This is a genomic window from Geomonas diazotrophica, from assembly GCF_018919385.1.
Classification (GTDB): domain Bacteria; phylum Desulfobacterota; class Desulfuromonadia; order Geobacterales; family Geobacteraceae; genus Geomonas; species Geomonas diazotrophica.
The window spans coordinates 83,145-108,176 of record NZ_JAHLMF010000017.1 but is presented as its reverse complement, the minus strand read 5'-3'; the positions used below and the strand labels follow the sequence as shown (position 1 = coordinate 108,176).

General features: G+C 64.6%; 20 protein-coding genes, 1 pseudogene and 1 riboswitch. Of the genes and pseudogenes, 9 read left to right on the top strand and 12 right to left on the bottom strand.

The features are described from left to right. Window positions 1–30 precede the first annotated feature (30 nt). The 3 genes and pseudogenes from KOM00_RS21075 to KOM00_RS17730 all read right to left on the bottom strand — a co-directional run. A pseudogene (locus KOM00_RS21075) lies at window positions 31–117 on the bottom strand (rhodanese-related (seleno)protein); the annotation flags it as partial. Window positions 118–144: 27 nt separating this feature from the next. After that, the gene (locus tag KOM00_RS17735; protein ID WP_216500273.1) at window positions 145–342 is read right to left on the bottom strand and encodes an ArsR family transcriptional regulator; all 198 of its coding nucleotides are present in this window, start codon (window positions 340–342) and stop codon (window positions 145–147) included. A 123-nt stretch (window positions 343–465) separates the two neighbouring features. Continuing rightward, on the bottom strand, window positions 466–1,572 hold the full coding sequence (locus tag KOM00_RS17730) for a lipid II:glycine glycyltransferase FemX (protein WP_216500271.1): 1,107 nt from the start codon (window positions 1,570–1,572) through the stop codon (window positions 466–468). Window positions 1,573–1,736: 164 nt separating this feature from the next. On the opposite strand from KOM00_RS17730, the gene KOM00_RS17725 reads away from it, so the two are divergent. Then, window positions 1,737–2,111, top strand: a complete 375-nt coding sequence (locus KOM00_RS17725; protein WP_216500269.1) for a hypothetical protein — start codon at window positions 1,737–1,739, stop codon at window positions 2,109–2,111. 87 nt (window positions 2,112–2,198) lie between these two features. After that, window positions 2,199–2,606 (top strand): bacteriohemerythrin, encoded by a 408-nt coding sequence (locus KOM00_RS17720; protein ID WP_216500268.1) that lies wholly within the window; start codon window positions 2,199–2,201, stop codon window positions 2,604–2,606. 66 nt (window positions 2,607–2,672) lie between these two features. Here the strand turns inward: KOM00_RS17720 and KOM00_RS17715 are convergent, their stop codons facing one another. The 5 genes from KOM00_RS17715 to KOM00_RS17695 all read right to left on the bottom strand — a co-directional run bounded on the left by KOM00_RS17715 (window position 2,673) and on the right by KOM00_RS17695 (window position 5,766). Next, a complete protein-coding gene (locus tag KOM00_RS17715; RefSeq protein WP_216500266.1) occupies window positions 2,673–3,122 on the bottom strand; it encodes a YbhB/YbcL family Raf kinase inhibitor-like protein in 450 nt (149 codons plus the stop codon). 49 nt (window positions 3,123–3,171) lie between these two features. Further along, on the bottom strand, window positions 3,172–4,374 hold the full coding sequence (locus KOM00_RS17710; RefSeq protein WP_216500264.1) for a hypothetical protein: 1,203 nt from the start codon (window positions 4,372–4,374) through the stop codon (window positions 3,172–3,174). A gap of 63 nt (window positions 4,375–4,437) precedes the next feature. Next, window positions 4,438–4,863, bottom strand: coding sequence for a four-helix bundle copper-binding protein (locus KOM00_RS17705; RefSeq protein ID WP_216500262.1), 426 nt, complete (start codon window positions 4,861–4,863; stop codon window positions 4,438–4,440). Between the two features lie 68 nt (window positions 4,864–4,931). After that, window positions 4,932–5,501, bottom strand: a complete 570-nt coding sequence (locus KOM00_RS17700) for a MerR family transcriptional regulator (RefSeq protein ID WP_216500260.1) — start codon at window positions 5,499–5,501, stop codon at window positions 4,932–4,934. An 82-nt stretch (window positions 5,502–5,583) separates the two neighbouring features. Then, window positions 5,584–5,766 carry a MerR family transcriptional regulator gene (locus tag KOM00_RS17695; protein WP_216500259.1) on the bottom strand — a complete coding sequence of 61 codons (183 nt, stop codon included), beginning with the start codon at window positions 5,764–5,766 and terminating at the stop codon, window positions 5,584–5,586. Window positions 5,767–6,111: 345 nt separating this feature from the next. Between KOM00_RS17695 and KOM00_RS17690 the strand changes: the two genes are divergently transcribed. From KOM00_RS17690 to cowN, 5 genes are all read left to right on the top strand, one after another. Then, window positions 6,112–6,771, top strand: a complete 660-nt coding sequence (locus KOM00_RS17690) for a DUF6448 family protein (RefSeq protein WP_216500258.1) — start codon at window positions 6,112–6,114, stop codon at window positions 6,769–6,771. A 165-nt stretch (window positions 6,772–6,936) separates the two neighbouring features. Further along, on the top strand, window positions 6,937–7,818 hold the full coding sequence (locus KOM00_RS17685) for a DUF362 domain-containing protein (RefSeq protein WP_216500257.1): 882 nt from the start codon (window positions 6,937–6,939) through the stop codon (window positions 7,816–7,818). Further along, window positions 7,815–9,386 carry a 4Fe-4S binding protein gene (locus tag KOM00_RS17680; RefSeq protein ID WP_216500255.1) on the top strand — a complete coding sequence of 524 codons (1,572 nt, stop codon included), beginning with the start codon at window positions 7,815–7,817 and terminating at the stop codon, window positions 9,384–9,386. The genes KOM00_RS17685 and KOM00_RS17680 overlap by 4 nt, the downstream gene beginning before the upstream one ends. 218 nt (window positions 9,387–9,604) lie before the next feature. Continuing rightward, entirely contained in the window at window positions 9,605–10,033 is a 429-nt protein-coding gene (locus KOM00_RS17675; protein ID WP_216500253.1) for an FKBP-type peptidyl-prolyl cis-trans isomerase, read from the top strand. A 20-nt stretch (window positions 10,034–10,053) separates the two neighbouring features. Further along, entirely contained in the window at window positions 10,054–10,359 is a 306-nt protein-coding gene (cowN, locus tag KOM00_RS17670) for a N(2)-fixation sustaining protein CowN (protein WP_216500251.1), read from the top strand. 193 nt (window positions 10,360–10,552) lie between these two features. Here cowN and KOM00_RS17665 read toward each other — a convergent pair whose 3' ends face one another. From KOM00_RS17665 to KOM00_RS17660, 3 genes are all read right to left on the bottom strand, one after another. After that, window positions 10,553–18,058: an NHL domain-containing protein gene (locus KOM00_RS17665; RefSeq protein ID WP_216500250.1), complete on the bottom strand. Its 7,506-nt coding sequence runs from the start codon at window positions 18,056–18,058 to the stop codon at window positions 10,553–10,555. A gap of 90 nt (window positions 18,059–18,148) precedes the next feature. Beyond that, a riboswitch (cyclic di-GMP riboswitch) is annotated at window positions 18,149–18,254 on the bottom strand. Between the two features lie 479 nt (window positions 18,255–18,733). Next, entirely contained in the window at window positions 18,734–19,246 is a 513-nt protein-coding gene (locus KOM00_RS21150) for a methyl-accepting chemotaxis protein (RefSeq protein ID WP_456264254.1), read from the bottom strand. 12 nt (window positions 19,247–19,258) lie between these two features. Beyond that, window positions 19,259–20,350, bottom strand: coding sequence for a methyl-accepting chemotaxis protein (locus tag KOM00_RS17660; protein WP_456264253.1), 1,092 nt, complete (start codon window positions 20,348–20,350; stop codon window positions 19,259–19,261). 349 nt (window positions 20,351–20,699) lie between these two features. Here KOM00_RS17660 and ercA point away from each other — a divergent pair, with 349 nt between their 5' ends. Next, entirely contained in the window at window positions 20,700–21,860 is a 1,161-nt protein-coding gene (ercA, locus tag KOM00_RS17655) for an alcohol dehydrogenase-like regulatory protein ErcA (RefSeq protein WP_216500248.1), read from the top strand. After that, on the top strand, window positions 21,844–23,892 hold the full coding sequence (locus KOM00_RS17650) for a hybrid sensor histidine kinase/response regulator (protein WP_216500246.1): 2,049 nt from the start codon (window positions 21,844–21,846) through the stop codon (window positions 23,890–23,892). Before ercA ends, KOM00_RS17650 begins: the two co-directional genes overlap by 17 nt. A gap of 10 nt (window positions 23,893–23,902) precedes the next feature. Here the strand turns inward: KOM00_RS17650 and KOM00_RS17645 are convergent, their stop codons facing one another. After that, window positions 23,903–24,982: a class I SAM-dependent methyltransferase gene (locus KOM00_RS17645; RefSeq protein ID WP_216500245.1), complete on the bottom strand. Its 1,080-nt coding sequence runs from the start codon at window positions 24,980–24,982 to the stop codon at window positions 23,903–23,905. Window positions 24,983–25,032 lie beyond the last annotated feature (50 nt).

The following is a 25,032-nucleotide window of genomic DNA, read 5'->3' as shown; positions in this document are numbered from 1 at the left end:
GAGGGCCCTTTTCACTCGATGTGCCTCCCCTTACTTGTACCCCGCCTCTTTCCAGGCGTTCACCCCGCCCTGCAGCACCCAGACCTTCGTGAATCCCTTCTCTGCAAATTCAGCTGCCCGACCGGCAGAGGTATGCTCCTGCGGTCAGTTGCAGTAGAAGATGATCTCCTGGTCCTTCTTCACCTCGGGAAGCCTGGCGTTGAACTCTCCCATCGTCCAGGCCTTCTCCAGGCGGATGCCTCCGCACATCTCCTCGCTGTCGTATGAGCAGACGAATAGGGCTTCGCCTGCCTGCACCTTCCTGCGCGCCTCTTGAATCTGGATCCTTCTTGCCTCGGCCATGTTTTCCTCCTTCCATCCCGCTGTGGGATGATCCCGAACTACTGCGGCCAGCCGGGTCGTGAACCAACTCTAACCCGGCCCGTAAAAGGGTAGCAGAGAACCCCTCAAAACCAACCGGTTGGTCTAGCCCAGGTGCCGGTAACAGAACTCCCCCAGGTAGCTAAGCGCCGTATCGGGCGCCTTGGTGCAGACAAACTGCAGCAACTTCTTGGCGATGGACTGGTCCCCCGCCAGGGAGGGGGGGGGCGGGGTGTTGGGGTAGAGGAAATGGGGGAGATCGGTGACCTCAGCGCCCCAGTGGGATTTGAACTCCATCAGGCTCTTGTTGTGCTCCGAGGTCTTGCCGAAATCGAGCACCCGGTATCCCGCGAGGCAGGCCTCCCTGATCGCGTTCCAGAACAGGAAATGAACCGGGCTGGAATCGTTATGCAGTGCGTTGACGGCGGAGTACTCGATGGAGACGCGGTTTTTGTACTTGAAAAGGAGCAGCCCCGCCACGGTCTCCCTCCCCCTGCGACAAAGCAGCAGCTCCACCACCCCCTGCAGCGCGAAGGTCTGCCAGAGCGTCTTCACCAGGAGGTAGGGGTGGGGCGGCAGCCCCTTCCTCTTCCTGGTGACGCAGTGCAGCAGGTAAAACTCCCTGAGGTCCGACTCCCGCTTGCCCCGGATGAGTCGAAGCTCTGCCCGCTCCGCCCGGGCGATGCGCTGCCGCACGCAGCTGCGGTGGAAGCGCTCCCTGACCAGCTCCGGATTCTCGCAAAGCGGCAGGAAGTGATGCTTGTTGACGCAATCGGCGCGGAACAGGTCACGGTTCAGCAGGTGAGAGGCGGCGGCGGTCCTGATCTCGATGCGGGAGATGCCAAGTACCCCCGCCAGGCGCAGCACCGCCTCACTGAGCAGCTCCATGTCGGCCGTATCGGTCACCAGCGGGTCGCACAGGGTCGCGAAGGGGATGCTCACCAACCGCCGTCCCATGAGCCAGCTCTCCACCGCATAGACCGGGAGCGCGGCCCTGATGCCTCCGGCGGCATCCTTTAGCACCAGGTAGTAGCCGGTCATGTGGGGGAAATTCTTGTCCAGCACCCGCTTCCATCCCGACAGGTGCGTGATCCAGCCGTAGGGGTGCTGCTGTACGAAGCGATCCCAGCGGTGGTTACGCAGCGGGTCGATAATACTCACACAGTTGCCGAGGGCACCCTCGACCAGCTCCCTGCTTAGGTTGGCAGCCATGACGATTCCCCCACGCCCCAGTAAATTAACAAAGCCTCACTTTAACCACTGCAGTGTCGAAGTCAAGCACCCTCCCCATTCGAAAAAATCCAGGCGGATATTGAGGAACGCTGCGGCGCTGTTAAGATAAGCTTCGTCGTCATCCCCGGCAAAAGGAGCCAAGCATGAACAGCGACAATCTGGAACGGCTGGCGGATCTCCCCCTCAACTACCGGGAGGACCAGCGGGGCAACCTGGACCCGCAAGTCAGGGAGTTGAACCTGAAGCTTGGGCTGCAGTCGGCCCTGGACCTGCTGCGCGACCCCCGGGCGGCGCTGCTGGCAGGCGGCGCTCTGGCCCTTTTCTACAAGCGGAAGTACGCGCTCGCCTCGCTGCTGGTGGGCGGGATGGTGCTGCAGCGGGCACTGTCACGCGCCGGTGCGGCGGGCGGCGATGAGCGGGAGACTGCACGCAAAAGAAGGGAGATAGAGTTCGAGCGGCGCGCCCTCAAGGCACAGCGAGGGGATTACGGGAAGCTGGAAGTGATCGCTTTCAAGTAGACCTAACAAAAAATTGCAGTTTTGGCCGTTCCGACCGATAAATTGGACCGAGTCGCTTATTTTTCACTGCTGCACCCGGAGTAATCAATGACACTGGTAGAGTGGGACGATTCCCTGATCCTGGGAGTGGGACAGATAGATGAACATCACCACAGGCTGGTCGACATCCTGAACCGGTGCTACCGCGCGCTCATGCTGCACGACCACAGCCACGAACTCGAGGAGGTGGTTGCCGAGCTGCTCGACTACACCCAGTACCATTTCCGGACCGAAGAGCAGCTGATGGCGGAGCTCGACTATGCAGCGGCCCCGTCGCACGCCGCCGCCCACCGCAAGTTCATCAACTCAATCCACAACTTCAAGGACCGCTCCGATGCCGGCGAATCCTTCGTGGCCATCGACGTGCTGGTGTTTCTCAAGGACTGGCTGGTGGGGCATATCCAGAACACCGACCGCGCCTTCACCAATTTCATCAACGAACGGCAGGAATCCTGAACAAAAAAAGGCACCCGGCCCAGTAAAATCGACCGGGTGCCCCGTCCCTTCTTCGCCTCCCGTCCCCTACCCCCCGCCGTAGAGACCGGTCAGCGCCGCCTCCGCAAGGATGTGGTCCTGCATGGCCACGTCCAGCTGCCCCTTGCTGGCCGTCCCCGCCAAGTCCAGGGTCGTGTCCAGCGCGTAGAGCCGGAAGATGTAGCGGTGGCTGCCGGAGGGAGGGCAGGGCCCGCCGTACTGGTTATGCCCCCAGCTGTTCTTTCCGATCACCACCTCGCGCGGCTCGGCCTGCTCCACCAGCGTGGTCACCCTGGGGCCGATGTTCCACAGTATCCAGTGCACCCACAGCCCGTTCGGCGCGTCCGGGTCCTCCATGACCAGTGCCAGCGACTTCGTCCCGGCCGGGACGTTCTCGAACCTCAGCTCGGGATTCATGTTGTCGCCGTCGCAGGTGTACCTCGCCGGAATGCGCCCGTTGTCCTGGAAGGCCGGGCTGATCAACCTCATCTTTTCCATGAGTCACCCCCTTGTCCTGTGCCGGCGCCTGGCGCGTCGGCACGCCTCGTCATCGCTCCGTTTTCTGCGCGACCCCGGAAACCTTGACCTCTATCACCAGGTCGTCCACCTGGGCGAACAGTTCCGTGGCGGCACCCACCGGTCGCATCAGTTCCACGGTCCATTCCCCCTCGTTTACCGGTTTCCCCACCGGGCTCGCGTTCAGGTGGGTCGACATGCCGCAGAACTCCGAGCGGCGCACCGAACGCCGGTTCTCAACCCGCCCCAACAGGATCTTTGGCAGCTCCCGCTGATCGACCTCCACCCGTTGTCCCGAGCGAAGGTAGTACGCCGCCTCGGGAAGCCTCACCAGCGCCGACCACGGCACCCCTCCCGCCTCGCCCAGCAGGGAGGCGCTCACCCCGCGGAAGCGGCAGTTCTCGAACCCCTGGAAGAGCTCGGCAGGGATCTGGAGTCGCACCGAGAAGCTGTCCCGGGCATGCCTGAGCTGCCCCCAGGCGTTGCGGTTCATCAGCGCACGCACCGAGAAGGCGCGGGTGAACGCCTGCTCCCCCTGCAGGTAGAGCGCGAGCCACTCCCGTGCGTTTCTGGTCCAGATGATGTTGCTGGCCAGTGAGGCTCCCAGCGTTTCCGACCAGGAGCTGAGCGGCGAGGCCACCTCGTAGCCGAAGATGCGCCGCACCCCTTCCTCCGCGACCGCGACCCGGTTCAGCCCCTCCTCGTAGTCGCGGCACAGGCGCCTCAGCACCAGATCGCGCTGCTCGTCGAGTGCGAGGGGTCCCCCCGGGGAGGTCAAATCCCTCCTGCGCCGGATCGACTCGCCGCGCAGTTCGATCATGCTCGTCACGGCTTCCGGCTCCCCCGCCGCCGCAGCCTGTTCTGCAACCACTTCCCCAGGCGCCGCCGCAGCCGCGGCCGCCGCGTCGCTCTCCTCGTGCGCCGCTTCCCCCGGGGACTGCTCCCGCGCCTGGGAAGCCTCAGGCTCGGGGGGGGGCTCCTCCTCCGCCGCCGGCTCCTCCCGTTCCACCCGGCGCCGATCCAGTTCCAGCTCCTGCTCCAGGATCGCCAGGTCGTGGCTCAGCTCCTGCCAGGCGCGGTCCAGCGCGGCGTACTCCCTGAATTCGGCCACGGCGCGCTCCAGCAGCCCCTCCGCCTGCTCCAGCAGCACCTCCACCTGGCGCGGCTCGAAGCGGGCGGCAAGCATTTCGGGATCAGGTCGGTACGCGACGACGTTACAGGCCAACTTGCTCATCTGCAGCCTCCTGGTCTTGGACCCGGTGCCGAGTAGGGGCGGCCGCAGCCGCCCCACTCCCCATTACAGGAACGTGGTCCTGGCCCCCTCGGACAGACGCGAGATCAGGTCCTGGCAGAGCTTCTCGCAGTTCTGGCAGCTGGCCCGGCAGATGCGGCAATGCTGGTGCATCTCGGAATGGACCTCGCACTCCTGCATGCAGAGCCGGCAGGCGACGGCGCAGCTCTCGAGCTGGGTCCTGAGCAGTTGGGGAACGGGGTCGGTCTGGCGGGAAAGGACGCGGGCGGTGGTCTGGCAGATATCCGCGCAGTCAAGGTTGAGCCCGATGCACTTGGTGAGTTTTTGTACCGCCTGCTCCCCGAGGCAGGCGTCGGCGCAGCTGGTGCAGACGTCGGCGCACTCGACGAGCACGCTGATGCACTCGGTGATGGCGGTTACATCCATGGTGAGTTTTCGCGGGTGGGCGGCGAACATTTCCGACGTTTTCATGTAGTTCTCCTTTGTCAGGTAGAATGACGCGCAACAAGTAGCACATTCTAACCACGTGTCTGGAGAATTCAACGCTCCCGGGGGAAGTTCCGGCGAGGCTTGGCAGGGGTTGCGGTCCCGGCGGCCGCGGACCATTCCCTGATCGCCCGCGCCTCCTGCTCAGGGATCCCCAAGCTCAGCAGGAAGGAGTGGTGCGCCTGGGGTGCGCGCCGCTCGAACTCGGCATGCCAGGTTTCCATGGCTTCGTCGTCCATGCCCGCGGCGCGCAACATGGCTACCCAGGTCTCCTTGTCCACGCTCTCGGGGAGCTCCTCCCCCGACTGCACCCGGAGCATGCGGGCCAGGAGGTGCTGCTGTGCCTGGAGGGCACGGATCTGCTCGCCGATGGCGTCAAGCCGCCTCCTGATGACCGACTGTTCACCCTCCCCCGATGCCAGCAGGGCGCGGGTCTCCTCGACGGAGAGCCCCGCCTTGCGGAAGGAAACGATGGCGGCCAGGCGCTCGAGGTCGCCATCGGAGTAGAGGCGGTAGCCGGCCTCGCTGCGCCCGGAGGGGGAGAGGAGCCCCTCCTGGTCATAGTAGAGCAGCGTGCTGCGGGACAGGCCGAACTTCGCGGCCAACTGGCTGATACGGTACATGGGTCCTCCTGCGAAGGAAGCGGCCCCGGGGCCGTAACCCGCCCCACCATAAGGTGAGGCAGGCGGCACCGGGGCCGCGAGGTCAGGCGTGGTGCTTGCGGATGGCGGCGATGCGCTCGGGCGAAAGCCCCAGCCACTCCAGGAACTCCTGGTGCCCCTCCGGGTTCTCCCGCTCGAACAGGCGGTGCCACTGTTCCATGGCCGCGTCGTCCAGTCCTATCGCCCTGAACCGGGCCGTCCACTCTTCCACAGTTACCTTGCTCATAGTGTCCTCCTTTTGCTGTTAGTGGCGTCATGGCCATGACAGCAGGAATACTAAACCGTGAAGCTGTAGACGGGTCAACAGAAATCTCCACACACAAAAAACAGAGGTGCTTCCGGGAACCTGTTTCTCGTCACAGGTGGTTGCTACCGGCGAAGTCCCCCCTCTCGATCACGTGGAAACATTCCAGGGGGCCAAGAAGGAGTGGCGGGGTGTTGACACAAAGGGAACCGGCATTACCCTTTCGAGTGAATAAAAATGACGTCGGTCAAGGGATCTACAACTTTTGCGGCGTACCTTGAGGGTGGTGGTTCGGCACCGCCAATCAAAGATGACGAGGAGATAGCAATGAGCATAGCGAATTTGAAATCAGCCTTTTGGGCCGTGACAGCGGCGGCCGTCCTTTACCTGGCAGCTCCCCACAGCGCATCGGCGCACTGTGACACCCTGGACGGGCCGGTGATCCAGGATGCAAGAAAGGCCATCGCCGCCAAAGACGTGACACCGGTTCTCAAGTGGGTGAAAACGAAGGACGAGAAAGTCGTTCGCGCTGCCTTCAAAAAGGTCATCTCGGCACGCCCGGAAGCGAGAGAGGCGGCCGAACACAAGTTTTTCGGCACCTTGGTCAAAGTGCACCGCGCAGGCGAAGGAGCCCCCTTCACCGGGCTGAAGCCTGCGGGGAGCGTGGAACCGGCCATCGCAGAGGCGGACAAGGCGCTGGCCGGCGGCTCCGCGGACGCACTGGTCAAGCTCGTCACCGATGACGTGGCGGCAGGGATCCGCACGCGTTACCAGAGAGCCGCCGCGGCCTACCAGCACAAGGACGAGAGCGTGGCCCAGGGGCGGGAGTTCGTCGAGGCCTACGTCGACTACACCCATTACGTCGAGCGGCTGCACCAGGACGCCGCCGGTCACGCCGGACACGGCGAACCAGGCGGGCACGCTCCGGAGAAGCATGGCAAGAAGGTGCGGCACGACGGGCACCACGAAGAGCACGGACAGAAGTAACGCAGCGTTTCAACCACACTTCTCATTATTGCCCGGCGCTGGCACACGCCGGGCATCGTTTTCCGCGCCGGTGCCCCGTTTTTCCGCGCCGAATTGAATTAGCCGCAATCCCTCCTATAATGAGACCTGGCGCTGGAGCGCTTACACCTTTGCCGGGAGGTCTCCATGGAAAGACGGCAGTTCATCAAGGTACTGGGCCTGTCATCCCTTTTCCTGCATGGCTGGCTGCGCAACCTGTTCGCCGCGCAAGGCCCCGTGGTCGCCGTCGCACAAGGGACGGACCATGCTGGCATCACCCGGAAGGCGCTCCTGGCGCTCGGCGGGATGCAACGCTTCGTGAAACCGGGACAGACCGTCGTGGTGAAGCCGAACATCGGCTGGGACCGCGCGCCCGAGTATGCCGCCACCACCAATCCGGTCGTGGTCAGGGCGCTGGTGGAGGAATGCCTGAAGGCGGGCGCGAAAAGGGTCAAGGTCTTCGACCGTACCTGCAACGACCCGCGCCGCTGCTACGCCTCCAGCGGCATCGAAGCGGCACTCAAGGGGATGAAGAACGTGGAGGTGAAGCACCTCGAGGAGGAGCGCTTCAAGAATGTCGCGTTGAACGGCAAGGTGCTCAAGGAGTGGGAGCTCTACGGCGAGGCGCTCTCCGCCGACGTCTATATCAACGTCCCGATCGCCAAGCACCACGGCCTGAGCCGCCTTACCCTCGGGATGAAGAACGTGATGGGGATCATGGGGGGCAACCGCGGCTCCATCCACAAGAACATCGACCAGGCCCTGGCCGACATCAACGCCTCCTTCCGCCCCCACCTCACCGTGATCGACGCCACCAGGATCCTCACCGCCCACGGCCCGCAAGGGGGGAACCTCGCCGACGTCAAGGTCCTGAACCAGGTGATCGCCTCGACCGACATCGTCGCCGCCGACGCCTACGCCACCACCCTCTTCGGGTTGAAACCCGCCGACATCGCAGTGACCCGGTCCGCCTACCAGCGCGGCCTGGGCGAGATGAACCTCGACAGAATGAGGATCGTCCGGGTGTGAAAAAGGTAACCTCCGCCCGCATCGCGCAGCTTTTGTTCCTTGCCCTCTTCCTGGTCCTGTTCCTGATGACCGAGTACCGGGGGAGCGACCGCATCGTGGCCGCAGTGAACGGCTTTTTCCGCGCCAACCCGCTCACGGCGGCCAGCACCATGCTGGCGACCAGGCAGTACCAGCCGCTGCTCTTGCCCGGGCTCCTGGTTCTCCTTTGCGCGCTGTTCCTGGGGAGGTTCTTCTGCGGCTGGATCTGCCCCCTGGGGACCATCCTCGACCTCATCACCGGGAGGATCCGCAAGGTGGGCGCACTGCGCGCCCTCACCGGGCGGGCCAAGTACTGGCTCCTCCTTCCGCTGCTCACGGCCTCCCTGCTCGGGGTGAACCTCGCCGGCCTCCTCGACCCCATCGCCCTTCTCCTGCGCGCCCTCACCTTCTTCTTCCATCCCCTTGTGGGGGATACGGTGCGCGGCGGCTGGCGCTCCCTCTACGGCGTCGTCGGGGACCGGCGCGACCTCCTCGATCCGGGTTACCGCCTGATCCGCGACTACCTCCTCCCCTTCCGGGAGACGCTCTACCCTCTCGCCTTCCTCTCCGCGCTTCTCTTCGTGCTGATCCTGTTCCTTGAGCGCTACGAAAGGCGCGCCTGGTGCCGCCGTCTCTGTCCCTTGGGGACACTGCTCGGCCTGCTCTCCCGCCTCGGTCCCCTGCGCCGCACCCCGGCCAAGCTCTGCGCCGACTGCCGGGCCTGCCGCGAGCACTGCCCCACCTCCTTCGATCAGGAACTCCTGCAGACGGAGGAGTGCATCCTCTGCATGGAGTGCGCCCTGCATTGTCCGTCCCGGCGGGTCGACTTCGGGTGGCGGGCAAGGCAGCCGCAGACCGGGCCGGTCCTGGAGCGGCGCGTGTTCCTCGGGGGGCTGTTGGGTGGAGTGGCACTTGCCAGGGGCTTCCGCTTCCGGGAACCCACCGCGCAGGCGAAGCTGTTGCGGCCGCCGGGGGTGCGCGACGAGGATGAGTTCCTGAAAAAGTGCGTGCGCTGCGGCGAATGCATGAAGGTCTGCCTGAGAAGCGCGCTTTACCCCGCCTTCTTCCAGGCCGGTGCGGAAGGGCTCTATACCCCTTTATTGGTGCCGCGGCTAGGTTACTGCGAGTACAACTGCACCCTGTGCGGCCAGGTCTGCCCCACCGGTGCCATCCCCGACCTTCCCCGGGAGGAGAAGCAGCGCCAGGTGATCGGGAAGGCGGTGTTCGACAAGAACCACTGCCTCCCCTTCGCCAAGAGGATCGACTGCATCGTCTGCGAGGAACATTGCCCCATCCCCGGGAAGGCGATCCGGTCCGAGCGGGTCGAGCTGACCGGGTTCGACGGTGCCAGGAGAACCGTGCAGCAGCCCTACGTGGTGGATGAACTCTGCAACGGCTGCGGCATCTGCGAAAACGTCTGTCCCTTGGAGGGTAAGGCCGCCATCGAGGTGTTCCGGGTGAAGGACCGGACCCCGCTCAAGTCTCCCTCCGGGGGGACGCCCCCTCCGGGCCATCCCTATGCCGACCCCTACCAGGGGGGCCGGTCCTGAGACTCCTCCGGTCGGGCGCCCCCGGCCCGGCTTTTTGCGTCCGCCATTTGCGTCCCCTGCCGCAACCTCACCCATCACATCCCCCCTTCCTTAGGCAAGCCGAAGATCCGTAAACGAAGCCGCGCGGAGAGCTGGTGTGGCTGTTGCATCGCCGACCTGAGCCCCGCCGTTGAGCCGGTTCGCGCGCGGCAAGAGCACCAAGGAAAGGAGAAAAAACCATGGGCACAGCCAGGATGGGAGACACCATCACCATCAGCTACATCGGGACCCTGGACGACGGCACCATCTTCCACAGCACCGAGGCCGACGGCCCGCTGACGGCGACTCTGGGGGGAGGCGAGCTCTTCCCGGCGCTGGAGAGCGCCATCGTCGGCATGCGGCCGACCGAAACCAGGAACATTTTTCTCAGTGCAGAAGAGGCCTACGGTCCGCGACTCAAGGAGAACATCATCAAGGTCGCCCGTGGCTGTTTCCCTGCCGAAAAAGAGATCACTCCGGGCCAAAAACTGGGCATCGAATTCGCCGGTAATGCCGCGCGGGTGATGCTGGTGACTGAGGTGACCGAGGAGGCGGTGACGCTGGACGGGAATCACCCCCTGGCCGGATGCAACCTCACCTTCGCCCTGCGCCTGGACCTGATCCGTTAAGCCCCCCCGAGGAGATTTACATGCAGAAGCAGGATAATCCGGACCGCTATCTCTCCTTCGTTGGGATAGAGGGTGATAAGAACTCGCAGGAACTGATCGCGCTGCTGCGCCGGCACATAGACGACCCGGGGAAGAACAACGCATTCTGGGAGAAGTTCAAGGAGAAGCTGACGCGGGTCGGGCAGCCCGATGTCAACGGCGGGCGATGCCTGGACGAGCTGTTCCTGGTCCACTCCTACATCAACAACATTCGGGAGTTGTTTGAGGAGTACGAGGACTTGGAGGCGCTGGAACTGCTGGAGCAGGTAGAGAGGGAAAGCTGCTGAGACCACGCGAAGGGTGTTCGGAAATTCAACGAACGGTGCTGTTGTCCGCCACAAAGTGACGCACGAGACCTCACGCCCCCCCCTTTGCGAAGGGGGGCAGGGGGATTTCCTCTATTGCCCGAAATCTCGGAACAACGAAAAAAGCGGGGCACGAAACTCGTGCCCCGCTCTCGTAGTGCCGCCGAGGCAGGCTCTAGCGGATGTCGATGCTGCCGCCGCCCTTGGCGTTATTGGCCTCGTCCGTTTCGGCGACCACACCGACCCGGTCCGCAATAGCCCCGATGACGTAGCTTCCCGCCGGCAGGGTGGCAGGGACGGTGGCATTGAAACTCACCGTCTGGGAGCCGCCTGCGGCAAGGCTCCCTACGGAGACGTCGGCGACTTTGGTGTCGGCGCCACTGACGGTGCCGTCGCTCGAGAGGTAGAAGCTCAAGGTGGATGCGCCAGCCGTGGCCTGCCCCTGGTTCTTCACCGTGGCGGTCAGCATCACCTTTTTGCCCCTGGTGCCGCTGGTCGGGCCGGAAACGGCAGTGACCACCAAGTCGGGACGCGCCGCTTCGATGACGATTGCCAACGCGGCCGTGGCCGCTGTCTGGTTGCCGTCGCGGCATTCGACGGTGAAGCTGCTGCCGGCAGCTGTCGGAGTCCCGGCAATCTGCCCGGTAGTCGGGTTGAGGCTGAGACCTTCGGGGAGGCTCCCGGAGATGACGGACCAGGTATAGGATCCGGTCCCGCCGCTGGCGGTAAGGGACTGGCTGTAGGAAGCACCGGCATATCCGCCGGCAAGCGAGGTGTTGCCGATCTGCAACGGCGGGTACACCGAGACGGAGAAGGAGGCGGTGGCGCTTGCCCCGTCGTTGTCAGCGACCCTGACCGTAAAGGCAAAGCTGCCAGCCACGCCGGGAACCCCGGAGATAACCCCGGTGGAACCGTTCAGCGTCAACCCGTCCGGGAGGTTGCCGCTGGCGACGGACCAGGTGTAACCCGGCACGCCCCCCGTTGCCGACAAGGTTCTATTGTAGGGGGTGCCGATGGTCCCGAAGGGGAGCGAGGCGGTGCCGACGGCAAGGGGGGTGTAGGCAACCGTGAAGTTGACGGAGGAAATGGCGGTGTTGCCAGCCGCGTCGGTCGCTTCGACCGTTACCATGTGGTTCCCGTTCCCCAGCGCATCCAGGCTGCTGCCGGATGTTTTGTTGACCGCATTGCCATCCACCTTAACCACCACGCTGCCGTCCCCCACTGTGTAGAGTAGCAGCGGAGTTCTGTCCAGGGTTGTTCCCGACGCCGGTGAAGTGACGGTGACCACCGGAGCCGTCGCGTCGACGCTGAAAGTTACCTCGGCAAACGAGGAGTTCCCCGCCGCGTCTGTTGCCACCACCTTCACCGTATGGGTACCGTCCGCCAGCGGCCCGAGGGTTTCGCCGGAAGCCTTGACAACCACTGCGCCGTCAAGCCACACGACTGCATTGCCTTCGCTCACGCTGTAGGTCAAAACCGGCGTCCGGTTGTTCCCGAGGGCCGTACCGGGCGAGGTGATGGTGACCACCGGAGCCGTCGCGTCGACGCTGAAGCTAACCTGTGCGAAGCCGGTGTTGCCGGCGGCATCGGTCGCCTCCACCCGTACCGTGTGCTCCCCGTCCGCCAGCGGCCCGAGGGTATCACCGGAAACCTTGGCAACCACCACGCCATCCACCCGCACCACCGCGTTGCCTTCGCTGAGACTGTAGGTCAAAACCGGCGTCCGGTTGTTCCCGAGGACCGTACCGGGCGAGGTGATATTAACCACCGGCGCCGTGGTGTCGACGCTGAAGTTCACCAGGGCGAAGCCGATATTGCCGGCGGCATCGGCAACCTGAACCCGGACCGTGTGAGGACCGTCGGAGAGCGGCCCCAGGGTATCGCCGGAGATCTTGGAGACCACCACGCCGTCCACCTGTACCACCGGTGCCCCTTCACTTACCGTGTAGGTCAAGACGGGGGTGCGATTAGCGGAGATTCCCGCCGCCGGGTAGGCGATGGTGACCACCGGTGCCACCGTGTCGATGACGATGGTGAGTGAAACCGCCGCGGCATGTCCCGCTCCATCCTCCTCACTGACGTTGAAGGTCGTGCTCCCGTCAGGTAATCCACTGACCGGCAGCCGCCAAGTGGAGTTCGTCGGGAAGGTGAGCGTTCCGAAGTTCACAGAGCTGCTGGAGCCGACACCGAACATGGTGGCGCGGCTGTCGCGTGTGCCGGTAAGGACAAAGCTGTTGCTGTTTGAAGGACTCGGCAACGGATCGATGCTGATGGCAAACTGCACGGTGTCGACGGTGAAGCTCACCTCGGCGAAACCGAGGTTTCCGGCGGCATCGGCGGCCTCGACACGAACGGTGTGAAGACCGTCGGCCAACTGGGGCAGGGCGCTCCCCGAAGGCACGCTGACCACGACTCCATCGAGCTTGACCACAGGGGTGCCCTCGCTTGCGCTGTAAGCGAGCAACGGCTGGCTCTTGTCCGTCTTCCCGGGAGAAGGAGAAGTGATGGTGACCAAAGGAGCGACCCGGTCCATGACGAAATTCGCCTCGGCGTACCCGGTGCCGGCAGCGTTGCTGGCCTCGACGCGGACCGCGTGCACGCCGTCGGCCAGGGGGGGGAGGATGCTCCCTGACGGGGCGTTGATCACCACGCCGTCCAGCTTCACCACCGCACTCCCCTCGCTCACGCTGTAGGAGAGGATCGGCTCCTGCTTATAGCTTTCCCCCTGGACGGGCGAACCGAGGTTCACGGTCGGGACGGCCTTGGTCGGGAAGACGATGTCATCGATCCAGGCGGTGTCGGAACCGGCCGAGACCGAGCTATCTTTGACATACACCCACTTGAAGGTATGAACGCCCTCGGTCACCACCGTGACGAGTTGCGTCCAGCCCACATTGCCGGACCAACCCACCTGCTCCACCCCGTCCACGTAGAAGCGCAGGAAATCCCAGTTGTATTCGGAGCTGACCGCGAACCAGAAACTCATGGCACCGGCGGCGCAGTCGACTGTCGTCTGCATCGTGGAACTCTGGCCGTCCAGGATGGTTCCGGCCTTGGCGGCGAACTGCCCACCGTGCGCGTTGCCCGTGGTGACGGTCCACGGAGCGTTGCCGCTGAACACCCAGGGAAGGGAGGAGAAGTCGCCGGTTTCGAAGGCATCTCCCGCAGCTGTCGGCGCGCCCCCCCCTGCGCCGGCCACGGTCACGTCGTCCAGGTACCAGCCCCGGTAGGCGTTGCCCACGCCGTCGACGCTGTTGAATTCGAACTTCAGCTTGACCGTCATCCCGGCATACGGGGCGAGGCTCGTCACCACCTGGTGCCAGGAGGAGGTTGCATCGGTCAACTGGACCAGGAGGCTCCATGTGCCCCCGCCATCGGTGCTTAGGAAGACCTTGCGGGTGTCGTAGCTCGTGTTTCCCTCGGTCTGCTCCCAACTCCAGAATTTCAGGCTCGCGCCGGTGCCGACGGTGAAGGGCTTGGAGACCAGTGCCCCGGAGGTTATGCCGACGTCGTAGTTCCCCGTTGACTCCTGGCCGTACCACCAACTGGTGCTGCCGCTGTGGCTGTTGCCGTTGGTCGACGTCTGGCCGTTCACCAGGTGCCACAGCCCCCCAGCGGATTCCCACTTGTCGCCACCGCTTTCCATGTCATCGCTGAAACTGGTGATGCCGCTCGTCCCGCTCACGATGAACGCGACTTCGGCAAAACCGATGTTGCCCGCCGGATCGATTTCCTGCACGCGGACGGTGTGGGAGCCATCGGCCAGATACTTCAGCGGCATCCCCGAAGGAGCCTCGGTCTGGACGCCATCGACCCAGACGGTCATCGCTCCCCCTTCGTTGGCGCTGTAGACAAGGACAGGGGTGTTGCCGACTACCGCACCGGGTAGCGGCGCCGTGATGGTCACCACGGGGGGCGTGGCATCGATGAAGAAATTCACGTCAGCGGCTGCCGTGCCCGCGGCGTTGCTCGATTCGACGCGGACGATGTGGCTGCCGTCGGCAAGCCAGGGGAGGTACATGCCGTTTTGCACCGGCGTCAGGACGCCGTCCAGGTACACCGCCGTGTTAGGTGCCGTACTGCCGAAGGTGAGTATCGGGGGCTCTTTGTAGCGAGCGCCCTGCACCGGCGACGTGATGGTCACCACCGGGACTGCCGGTGCAGTCGGGAAGACGATGTCGTCAACCCAGGCGGCATCGCGGCCGATCGAAACGGAGCCGTCCTTCACGTAGGTCCACTTGAAGACATGCGGCCCGGCACTGACCGGAACGGTGGCCTGGGTCCAGCCGTAGGAACCGGACCACCTCCCCCGCTCCACGCCGTCGACCTGGACGGTGAGGAAGTCGAAGTTGCCTTCCGACTCGAGCGCGAACCAGAAGCTCATCTCTCCGGCAACGCAGTCCACGCTCGTCTCCATAACCGACACCTGGCTATCCAAAATGGCGCCGGAGCGCGCGGAATAAAGCCCGCCGTGGCTCGAGTCCGAGACGACTCTCCAAGGCTGACTCCCCTCCGCTGTCCATGGCGGCGACTGGAGCAGTCCCGACTCGAATCCCTCGAAAGCGATCGCGGCCGGAGGAGGAGCACTGCCGCTGACGGTTATGTCGTCGAGATACCAGCCACGGAAGGCGTTGGCCGCCCCGTCCACACTCCTGAATTCAAAGATGAGTCTCGCCGTCCTCCCGGCAAACTGCGCCAGGTCGAGGTCGACCTGGTGCCAGGCAGAGCTGTTGTCCAGGGACTGGTACAACGGGACCCACCCCCCGCCGTCCACCGAGATGTAGACCTTGCGGGTGTCGTACTGGGCCGAGCTGCCTTCAACCTGCTCCCAGCTCCAGAACCTGAGACTGCCGTTATTGGGGACCGTGAAAGGGGTGGAGACGATCCAGCCGCTGTTTTCGCCGACATCGTAGTTGCCGGTCAACTCCTGGCCGTACCACATGCTGTTGCCGCCACTGTGGCTGTTGGGATAGAGAGATCCAGGGCCGGCCACATGCCACAGGCCGTTCACCGTCTCCCATTTCAGCGCGCCGCTCTCGAAGTCATCCCCGAAGGGCACCGCCCCCTGGACGGTGAAGACGCTCTCGGCGAAGGCCATGTTCCCTCCGGAATAGTCCCGCACCTCGACCCTGACCAGGTGCGGCCCCACGGCCAGGGGACCCAGGTGATCCCCGGAATACTTGGGAACCTGGACCCCGTCCAGGTACACCGTGACCGGCCCGACCGGGCCCCAGACGTTGAAGGAGAGCAGCGGATCGTTGCCGTAGACCGCGCCCGCCGCAGGCTCCACGATGGCGACACCGGGGCCGCTGGCGACCAGGTATATCGTATCGCTGTACACCTCGGACCAGGTCGCGAAGCCGTCCGTGAAGCGTACGTACACGGTCTTCACCCCCTCGCCGGGGATGAGGGTCCAGGGCCTGCTCGGCTCGAAGGGGACCGTGTCAGTCCAGTTGATGGCATCGTGGGAGAATTGGGCCCCGTAGCACCCCCCGGGGAGTCCCGTGCACTGCAGCGTCAGCGTCACGTTCAAGGAGTCGGTGCTGCTCGCGCCCCAGTTGATCGTAATCGGGGTCGCCTCGTTTTGCGGGAAGACCAGGCGGATCCTGCCGTTGCCGGTATCCGCGATGAAGATCCCTCCATAGGCATCGACCCAGGCGTCCCTCGGTGACAGGAGCCAAGCCGCAGTCGCGGGGCCCGAGTCACCCTGGAAACCCGGCGTGCCGTCACCCGCAACGGTGGCAATCGTCCCGTCCGGGTTTACCCTGCGCACCCGGTTGCCGTCGATGATGTAGAGGTTGCCGTTGACGGCGCGAACCCCGACCGGGGACTCCAGGTCGGCCGCGACTGCCGGCATGCCGTCCCCGTTGTACCCCCTTACCCCCGTTCCGGCCACCGTCGTGATGATGCCGGAGGTGTCTACTTTCCTGATGCGCGCGTTATAGGAATCAGCGATGTAGAGGTTACCGGCGGAGTCGAGGGCCACGCTGGCAGGTCGCGCCACGCTGGCCGCGATCGCCGGCATGTTGTCCCCGTTGTACTCCATGAGGCCGGTGCCGGCCACGGTAGTCATTATCCCGGCCGTGTCGACCTTGCGTACCCTGTTGCCGTCGAACTCGGCTATGAAGATGTTCCCCAGCGCGTCCACCGTGACCCCCACCGGCCGGTCGAGGCTGGAGAAGATGGCGGGCATGCCGTCGCCGTTGTAGCCGCCCACGCCGTTTCCGGCTACGGTGCTGACGACGCCTGCGCTATCGATTTTCCTGATGCGGTTGTTACCGCTGTCGGCCACGTAGAGGTTTCCTGCGGCGTCGAGGGCTATCCCCGTCGGGTTGGCAAAGGTCGCAGTCGCCGCCGGCATGCCGTCGCCGCCATAGCCGGCAATGCCGGTGCCGGCGAAAGTGGTGACCGTGCCGTAGCTGTCGATCCTGCGGATGCGGTTGTTGCCCACGTCAGCGATGTACATGTGGCCGGCCTGGTCCATGGCGAGAGAGCCAGGCGAGGAGAACGCCGCCGCCGAGGCGGGCCCGCCGTCACCGGTCCAGGAGAGGGTGCCGTTGCCGGCGAAGGTGGAGATGTTGCCGAGGAAGTCCACGCTGCGGATGCGGAAGTTGGCCGTGTCGGCCACGATGATGTTGCCGTTAGGGTCGCAGGCCACCCCCCACGGCTGCTGCAGCGCCGCCGCCGTCGCCGGACCGCCGTCGCCCGAGAAAGCCCACTCGCCGTTTCCGGCCACGGTGGTGACGATACCTGTCGCATCCACCCTGCGGACGCGGTTGTTGTTGGAGTCGACGACGAGGAGCCTTCCCTGCGGGTCGAAGGCGACTCCTCTCGGGGCCTGCAACTGGGTCACGGTCCGGTGCAGGCCGTCACCGTTGTAGCCGGGCTCGCCCGTGCCCACCACCGTGGTGATGATCCCGCTGGCGTCGACCATGCGGACCTTGTGGTTACTCTCGTCGGCAATGAAAACGTTGCCGGCCTGGTCCACTGCGATGCCGCTCGGGAAGGTGAGCGCCGCCTCGGTGGCCGGGCCGCCATCGCCGATGCTCCCCCACCACCCCACCCCGGCGACGGTGGTCATCATACCGCCGGCAACCTTTCTGACCCGGTAGTTGCCGCGGTCGGCGATGATCAGGGCGCCGGAGGGATCGACCGCGACATCGGCAGGCGCGTTCAGGGCGGCAGCGAGGGCGGGGCCGTCGCCGCTGTAAGAGGCCATGCCCGTCCCCGCCACGGTGGTGATGATGCCCGCCGGGTCGACCCTGCGGATGACGTTGTTGTTGGTGTCGGCTATGAAGAGGTTGCCGTTGCCGTCGAGGGCGATCCCCATGGGGTAGTTGAGCCTCGCCAGCGTCGCGGGACCGTTGTCCCCCGCGTTGCCGGCCACGCCGGTGCCGGCGACGGTGGTGATCACACCTGAGGAATCCACCTTGCGCACACGGTGGTGCTCGTTGTCCGCGATGTAGACGTTGCCGGCGTTATCGGCGGCAACCCTGGTCGCCCCGACCAGAGCGGATACTGCCAGCCCGCCGTCTCCCGCCCCGCCACCCGCTATGGTGACGATGTCCCCCGGGGCGGCCCAGGCCGGAGCCGTGAGCAGGTTCAACAGCAGTGCGAACACGACCAGGAACGACCCGGTAACAAAAGCACGGTGCGGCTTTCGGGTAAGGTACGGTTTCATGTAAGGGATCCTCCTCTTTGCCGAACGAGCTGTTAGTTCCAGAAACGAGAAAGCCCATCCACCGGGATAGGCTCACTTTCTCCACCCGACTTCGGTAGCCCCTCTTTCCAGTCGAGCGCCCGCTGGGTCGCCTCGCACTTGTCCTGGACAGGTGGCTTTGCGTCGCCGGGTCACCCCGGCTTTGCCTTTTTCAGTCAATTACTTAATTATGCTTTTAATACCATTTCCGCATAATAAGCCGGAACCACTAGACCACATGCTTCATATCAACGTTTACGAATGATTTCGATCATTAATAAAATCACGTAAACGCCCTTTGGGGCAGAGAGCGTACCCGCTTTGCTACCCGTTGTCAAACATAATTCAAATACTTTGATGTCTTCCATGTCAGGAAAAACGAACGCACTGCGGATGTGATGGATAGGAGGAGCAACAGGAGCGGGGAGAAGGATGGACCGTTTAAGCGGCTGGCGGTGGAAAAGCGTGGAATAGGCGCAGCAGCCCGTTGCGGACTGCTGCGCGAAGTGATCGGACTAAAGGACTCGCTGGCTACGTTCAGCGCGAGGTGCCGGGCGATCTTCTCGGTCTGCAGCGCGTTGTCTGCATTCCGGCTCCCCGCGGCCACGTCGTTGGCGCCCTTACGGCCCGGCCATCAGGGGCGCCCGTAGAGGTGGGCTACAGCTTGAAGTGTCCGACCAGTCGCTGCAACTTCTCGGCGCTTCCGTTGAGCTCGTGCGCGGCAGCGGCAGACTCGTGGGCACCGGAGGCGGTCTGGCGCACGGTCTCGGTGATCTGCTGCATGCTGCGTGAAATTTCACCGGTAGTGGCAGTCTGCTCCTCGGCTGCCGTTGCCACCTGATTCACCTGCATGGCCACCCCCTGTACCTGCTCGAGGATCTCCCGCAGCGCCTCGCCGGAACGAGCAGCCTCGACCGTCCCGGTCGCCACCTGCCCCACCCCCTGTTCCATGACCGCCACGGCATCCCTGGTTTCTTTCTGGATCGCCTTGATCATCTCGCCGATCTCGTGGGTGGCGCGGGTGGTCCGCTCCGCCAGGGCACGCACCTCGTCGGCAACGACGGCGAACCCCCGCCCCTGTTCGCCGGCGCGGGCCGCCTCGATCGCCTCGATCGCCGCGTTCAGGGCGAGCAGGTTGGTCTGGTCGGCGATGTCCTCGATGGTGACGATGATGGCACCGATCTAGTCCGAGCGTTCCCCTAGCCTCTCCACCGTCCTCGATGACTCCTGCACTCTGGCAGAGATCTGCCCCATCACCGAAACGGTGGTCTCCACTACCTGGGCACCATCCTGGGCCGAACGGCTGGCCACGATGGCACCCTCGGAGGCCCGCTGGCAGCTCTGGGCGATGTCGCCGGAGGTGGCGGACATCTCCTCCCCGGCGGTGGCCACCGTGGCCGATTGTTGCGCCACCTCCTCGGCCGCAGCGGCAATCTTTTCCGCGCCCGAACTGAGCCGCTCCGAAGAGGCCACTACCACATGCGCCGTTGCCGCGATTTGCCGGACCATGTCCTGCAGGTTCAGGACGAACCCGTTGAATTCCCTGGCCGTTTCGGCAAGCTCGTCCCTGGTGCCGATCTCCGCCTGACGGGTGAGGTCCCCGGCGCTCACCGCGGTCAGCAGCGCACGAATGGCGTTCACCGACGTCATGATTCCCTTCAGCAGCATGATCCCCAGCCCGGTCTGCAGCAGGACGCCCGCCAGGCCGATCATCACCCCCTCGAACAGGGCCTTGCGCCGCTCCGCGTCGAAGTCACGGTCCGCCTGCCGCATCTCCCGGACCAGCGAATCGGTCACCTTGTCCATCTCGGACTCAATATTTTGCACCTGCAATTCTATCTGGCGGTCCAGAGCGCGGACCTCCTGGACCGTGCCGTCGCCTTCGCGCAAGAGCGGCACCATCTTTTGCTCGAAGGTTCCGATCACCGCGGCCACGGCGTCCTTCACCGCCGCGACAAATCTCTTTTCCTCGGCAGTATCGGCAATGGCAGCGGTCGCCTCCAGGTTCTTCAGCACCTCTGCCTTTTTGGCCTGCCAGGTCTTGAGGATACGCTCCAGATCCCTGTTGACTTCCGCATCGGCTATGACCCGGTACAGGGCGAGCCCCCCCATGGAGGCTTCCTTGGCCAACACCGCAGCGTCCGAGCGCTGGGCACCTTCATCCTGCATCCTGCCGAGAGTCGCGATGGCGCGGAACTCAAGGGTAACGATGACGGCGATGGTAATCAGCATGACCGCCATGTTCATGATGATCTTGGCACGGATGGTTGCCATTTTTGCCTCCAGTCCCCCTGCAGTCGTTAAGCATCAGCAATTACCTATCGGCTCGGACCGCTTTGGGATGTATCAGTCGAATTGTAACGAAAGTTGCGCATTTTCCCGGACGGCGGCTCCTGTCACAGCCGCCTTGGCACCCGGGTCCGAATCTGCCGCAGCTTCTTCAGCGCTACCAGTTTTCCTTAAAGTTTTCCGCTGAAAGGCCGATTAGGCACCACTAAGAGTGGTGCCAGCTTCCCGTGGCAAAAGACATGAAATACTGCTACACTACACAAGTTGCCCGGACGTTGGCTGTCCTTAACATCTGTTATGACAGAGCGATCTGTTCGATCAGGGAGATGGTTAGATGGCGGAAGGTTTGCAACTCAGAAAGTTTCTCGCCCCGGAATTCATCTTCGGTGTCGGCGCCAGAGAGCTGGCCGGGCGCTACGCCAAAAACCTGGGGGGGCGCAAGGTCCTGGTGGTCTCGGACCCGGGGGTGGTAAAGGCAGGGTGGACCAAGGACGTAACCGACAGCCTGGACGCCGCTGGAGTTCCCTGGGTCCTCTTCACCGCGCTCACCCCCAACCCCAAGGCGGACGAGGTCATGGCGGGAGTGGCGCTGTACCAGGCGGAACACTGCGACGCCCTGGTCGCGGTCGGCGGCGGCAGCCCGATCGACTGCGCCAAGGGCATCGGCATCGTCTCCTCGAACCACAAGCACATCCTCGAATTCGAAGGGGTGGACATGGTGAAGTCCCCCATGCCTCCCCTCATCTGCATCCCCACCACCGGCGGCACCTCCGCCGACGTCTCCCAGTTCGCCATCATCAGCAACCCGCGTGAACGGGTGAAGATCGCCATCATCAGCAAGTCGGTGGTCCCGGACATAGCGCTCATCGATCCGGTCACCCTGATCACCATGGATCCCTACCTGACCGCCTGCACCGGGCTGGACGCCATGACCCACGCCATCGAGGCCTTCGTCTCCACCGCGAGCTCCTCCATGACCGACCTGCACGCGCTGGAGGCGCTCAGGCTCTTGTCGGTGAACCTCATCCCCAGCATCCGCAACCTCGACAACGAGGAGTTCAGGAGCCAGGTGATGATGGGAAGCCTCCAGGCCGGCCTCGCCTTCTCCAACGCCATCCTCGGTGCCAATCACGCCATGGCGCACAGCCTCGGCGGCGCGCTCGACCTCGCCCACGGCGAATGCAACGCGATCCTTTTGGACCACGTCATCGACTTCAACTTCGACGCCGCACCGGAGCGCTTCGAGCAGATCGCCCAGGCGTTCGGGCTCGACCTGCGCGGGCTCTCCCTCTCCCAGAAGAAGAAGCACCTCCTGGAGTACGTCCGCAAGCTCAAGGCCGAGGCGGGGGTGGGACGCACCCTGGCCGAAGTCGGGGTCGGACGCGACGACCTGAAGCTCTACAGCGAGCATGCCCTGAAGGACCCCTGCATGGCCACCAACCCGCGTCGCGCCTCCAAGAGGGATATAGAGGTCGTCTATGAAGAGTCCCTCTGATCCCCGCCCCCCCGACTCCGACGAGGTGCAGGACTCCCCCGACGCCTCCTCCCAGGAGGCGCTGGAAGCGCTGCAGCGCAAACTAGCGGGGCTCGGCGAAAACTCCATGCGCAAGACCTATTACCCGGAGCTGCAGGAGCGCCTGGAGGAACTGGAGCGTCTCAAGGCCTTCCTGGACCACAGCAACGACGCCATCTTCCTGGTCGAGGTGCGGACCGGGAGGATCGTCGACCTGAACGAATCCGCCTGCCGCCAGATGGGATGGAGCCGCAGCGAGCTCCTGGAAAAATCCCTGTTCGACCTCTCCGACCTGCACGACAATCCCGCCGCCGTCTCCCTGATCCGCTCCGACGAGGATGCGGAAGTACGCGACCTTATCGTCACCGAACTGCACCGGCATGACGGGGAGAGCTTCTGGGCCGAGCTGACGCTGAACCGGATGCACTTCAGGGATCGCGCCTACGTCCTGGCCGTGGCCCGTGACATCACCCAGAGGCGGGCCGTCGAGGAGGCGCTGCGTCAAAGCGAGGAGTTCCTGAAGAACATCGTGGACCACATCCCGGCCATGGTCTTCGCCAAGGACGCGCAGCAGCTGCGCTTCATCACCATCAACAAGTACGGCGAGGAACTGCTCGGCTTTTCACGAAAGGAGATCCTGGGCAAGCGCAACGAGGATCTCTTCCCCGCAGCGCAGGCGCAGTTTTTCAGCTGCAAGGATCGCGTCACCCTGGAAAAAGGGGAGCTGATGGAGATACCGGAGGAGGTCATCACCACCGCCTCCGGCGACCGGATCCTGCGCACCAAGAAGATCCCGCTCTTGGACGAGCAGGGTAAATCGCGCTACCTGCTCGGCATCGCCGAGGACATAACGGAGCGCAGGCAGCTCGAGGAAAAGCTTTTGCAGTCCCAGAAGATGGAGGCGATCGGGCAACTGGCGGGGGGTGTGGCGCACGACTTCAACAACATCCTCATGGTGATCATGGGGTACGGCAGCATGCTGCGCAACGACGCGTCCCTTGCCGCGCCGCACCGGGAGCAGGTCGACCGCATCATGGACGCCGCCGACAAGGCGGCCCAGCTCACCTCGGGGCTGCTCACCTTCAGCCGCAAGCAGGTGATCAAGACTCAGACCGTCGACCTCAACGACGTGATCCGGCACGTGGAGAAGTTCCTGTCCCGCATCATCGGCGAAGACGTGCAGTTGAGGGCCGTGCAGGCCGGGCACCCCCTGCCGGTCGACATCGATGCCAACCAGATCGAGCAGGTCCTGGTCAACCTGGCCACCAACGCGCGCGACGCCATGCCGCGCGGGGGGCTTCTCACCGTTGAGACGTCGCTGCAGCGCATCGACGCCGCCTTCGTACAGGCCAACGGCATCGGCGAGCCCGGCCCCTTCGCCGTGATCTCCATCTCCGACACCGGTGTCGGCATGGACGACCAGACCAGGAAGAGGATCTTCGAGCCCTTCTTCACCACCAAGGAGGTCGGCAAGGGGACCGGCCTGGGCATGTCCATCGTGTACGGGATCATCAAGCAGCACTCGGGCTTCGTCAACGTCTACAGCGAGCCGGGCATCGGCACCACCTTCAGGATCTACCTGCCGCTGAGCGCCACCAGCCCGCTGGCCGAAGAGACGCTCCGGGACCTGGAACAGCCCAGGGGCGGCAGCGAGACCATCCTGGTGGTCGAGGACGAAGCGGACCTGCGCACCCTGCTGGAGCAGATACTCGCCGGCGCCGGGTACCGTGTCATCCTGGCCGCGGACGGCGCCGCCGCCATCGAGCAGTACGCCCGCCGCACGGCCCCTATCTCGCTGGTGCTCATGGACATGATCATGCCCGGCATGAGCGGCAAAGAGGCCTGCCAGCGGATCAGGGAGCTCGACCCGGCCGCGCGGGTGCTCTACACCAGCGGCTACACCATGGACATCATCAAGAACCGGGACCTCATCGAGGAGGGGACTGAACTGCTCATGAAGCCGGTGCGCCCGCGGGAGCTCCTGAATAAGGTGCGGGAGATGCTGGAGAGGTAGGGAAGGTGACTCAGGCGCGGCAGCGCATGAGGAAGAGCCGGTCGGCGTAGTGGCCGGCCTTTACCAGCTCGGCGCGGGAGAGATCGGCCGCCGGGACGGGGTTGCGGAAGCGGCGCAGGAAGCGGCGCTCGGCACCGTCCAGGGCGGCGTTTTCATGTCCGAGCCTCCCGGGAAGGTGCAGCGGCGCCAGGCGCCAGGGGGCGAGCGCCGGCGCGAGGCACGGGTTCAGCCGGTACACCCCCTCCTTTTCAGGGCATGGGCCCTGCACGTCCCGCCCGAGGTAGAACACGAAGTTGCCCGGCGCGCGCCTCTGCCGCTCCAGCTCGCGCAACCTGGCGATCTCACTCTCCGGCTCCGGCAGCGCCCCGCGATGGGCGAAGCGCAGCAGGGCGAGGCCGCTGGCCGCTATCAGCTCCAGGAGTTCTCCGATGCGGTAGCTGGTGACCTGGGGATGGAGCAGCGCGTCGGCAAGCCCGGAGCGGCTGGCCACCTCGTCAGAGCTCTCGAAGAAGTTCCTCAGTCGCGACCGTTTCCCGCTTTTCGCCACCATCCTTCGCACCTGTTCCGGATCCCGCACCTGCAAAAGCCTCAGCGCGCGGCGGATGGAGTCCTCCTCCCTACGCGCGTAGTGGCTGTAGAGCATCACCCTCAGGATCCCCCCTTCGCAAAGCCGCGCCGCCAGCGCGCGCAGCCCGGCCAGCGGCTCCGCCAGGTGGTGCAGCACGCCGTAGGCGTCGATCATCGCGTACGGGCCCGGCGCCAGGGCCGGGTCGCAGAGATCCCCCGGCACAAAGTCCACCCCCGTTATCCCGTGCAGCAGGCAGTGCAGCCGCGCCCGCTTCAGGCTGTTGCCGGAGAGATCCAGCGCGGTGATGGGGGTGCCGGGGTTGGCGAGCGCAAAGGGATAGGGGGCGAAGCTGCCGCAGCCGGCGATCAGGATGCGGCCGGCCGGGGGGGGGAGTTCCCCGTTGAAGAGGGCCCAGAGGGCGTCCAGGTTGTTGGCGTAGGTATCTGGGCGGCGCACCGAGGCGAAGAGCGGGTAGTCCGGGTAGGGGTAGAGTTCGTAGTGTTGGCGGACGCTTGCGGGCATGAGGGACACTCTAGCGTGCGCAGGCCACCTTGGCAAGGCTTCCAATGAGA

Coding starts and splice junctions, on each gene's coding strand:
- KOM00_RS17675 (WP_216500253.1), top strand. CDS start 9,605: ATGGGCACAGCCAGGATGGGAGACACCATCACCATCAGCTACATCGGG.
- KOM00_RS17715 (WP_216500266.1), bottom strand. CDS start 3,122: ATGGAAAAGATGAGGTTGATCAGCCCGGCCTTCCAGGACAACGGGCGC.
- KOM00_RS17665 (WP_216500250.1), bottom strand. CDS start 18,058: ATGAAACCGTACCTTACCCGAAAGCCGCACCGTGCTTTTGTTACCGGG.
- KOM00_RS17735 (WP_216500273.1), bottom strand. CDS start 342: ATGGCCGAGGCAAGAAGGATCCAGATTCAAGAGGCGCGCAGGAAGGTG.
- KOM00_RS17720 (WP_216500268.1), top strand. CDS start 2,199: ATGACACTGGTAGAGTGGGACGATTCCCTGATCCTGGGAGTGGGACAG.
- KOM00_RS17650 (WP_216500246.1), top strand. CDS start 21,844: ATGAAGAGTCCCTCTGATCCCCGCCCCCCCGACTCCGACGAGGTGCAG.
- KOM00_RS17705 (WP_216500262.1), bottom strand. CDS start 4,863: ATGAAAACGTCGGAAATGTTCGCCGCCCACCCGCGAAAACTCACCATG.
- KOM00_RS17690 (WP_216500258.1), top strand. CDS start 6,112: ATGAGCATAGCGAATTTGAAATCAGCCTTTTGGGCCGTGACAGCGGCG.
- KOM00_RS17645 (WP_216500245.1), bottom strand. CDS start 24,982: ATGCCCGCAAGCGTCCGCCAACACTACGAACTCTACCCCTACCCGGAC.
- KOM00_RS17700 (WP_216500260.1), bottom strand. CDS start 5,501: ATGTACCGTATCAGCCAGTTGGCCGCGAAGTTCGGCCTGTCCCGCAGC.
- KOM00_RS17685 (WP_216500257.1), top strand. CDS start 6,937: ATGGAAAGACGGCAGTTCATCAAGGTACTGGGCCTGTCATCCCTTTTC.
- ercA (WP_216500248.1), top strand. CDS start 20,700: ATGGCGGAAGGTTTGCAACTCAGAAAGTTTCTCGCCCCGGAATTCATC.
- KOM00_RS17730 (WP_216500271.1), bottom strand. CDS start 1,572: ATGGCTGCCAACCTAAGCAGGGAGCTGGTCGAGGGTGCCCTCGGCAAC.
- KOM00_RS17710 (WP_216500264.1), bottom strand. CDS start 4,374: ATGAGCAAGTTGGCCTGTAACGTCGTCGCGTACCGACCTGATCCCGAA.
- cowN (WP_216500251.1), top strand. CDS start 10,054: ATGCAGAAGCAGGATAATCCGGACCGCTATCTCTCCTTCGTTGGGATA.
- KOM00_RS17725 (WP_216500269.1), top strand. CDS start 1,737: ATGAACAGCGACAATCTGGAACGGCTGGCGGATCTCCCCCTCAACTAC.
- KOM00_RS17695 (WP_216500259.1), bottom strand. CDS start 5,766: ATGAGCAAGGTAACTGTGGAAGAGTGGACGGCCCGGTTCAGGGCGATA.
- KOM00_RS17660 (WP_456264253.1), bottom strand. CDS start 20,350: ATGGCAACCATCCGTGCCAAGATCATCATGAACATGGCGGTCATGCTG.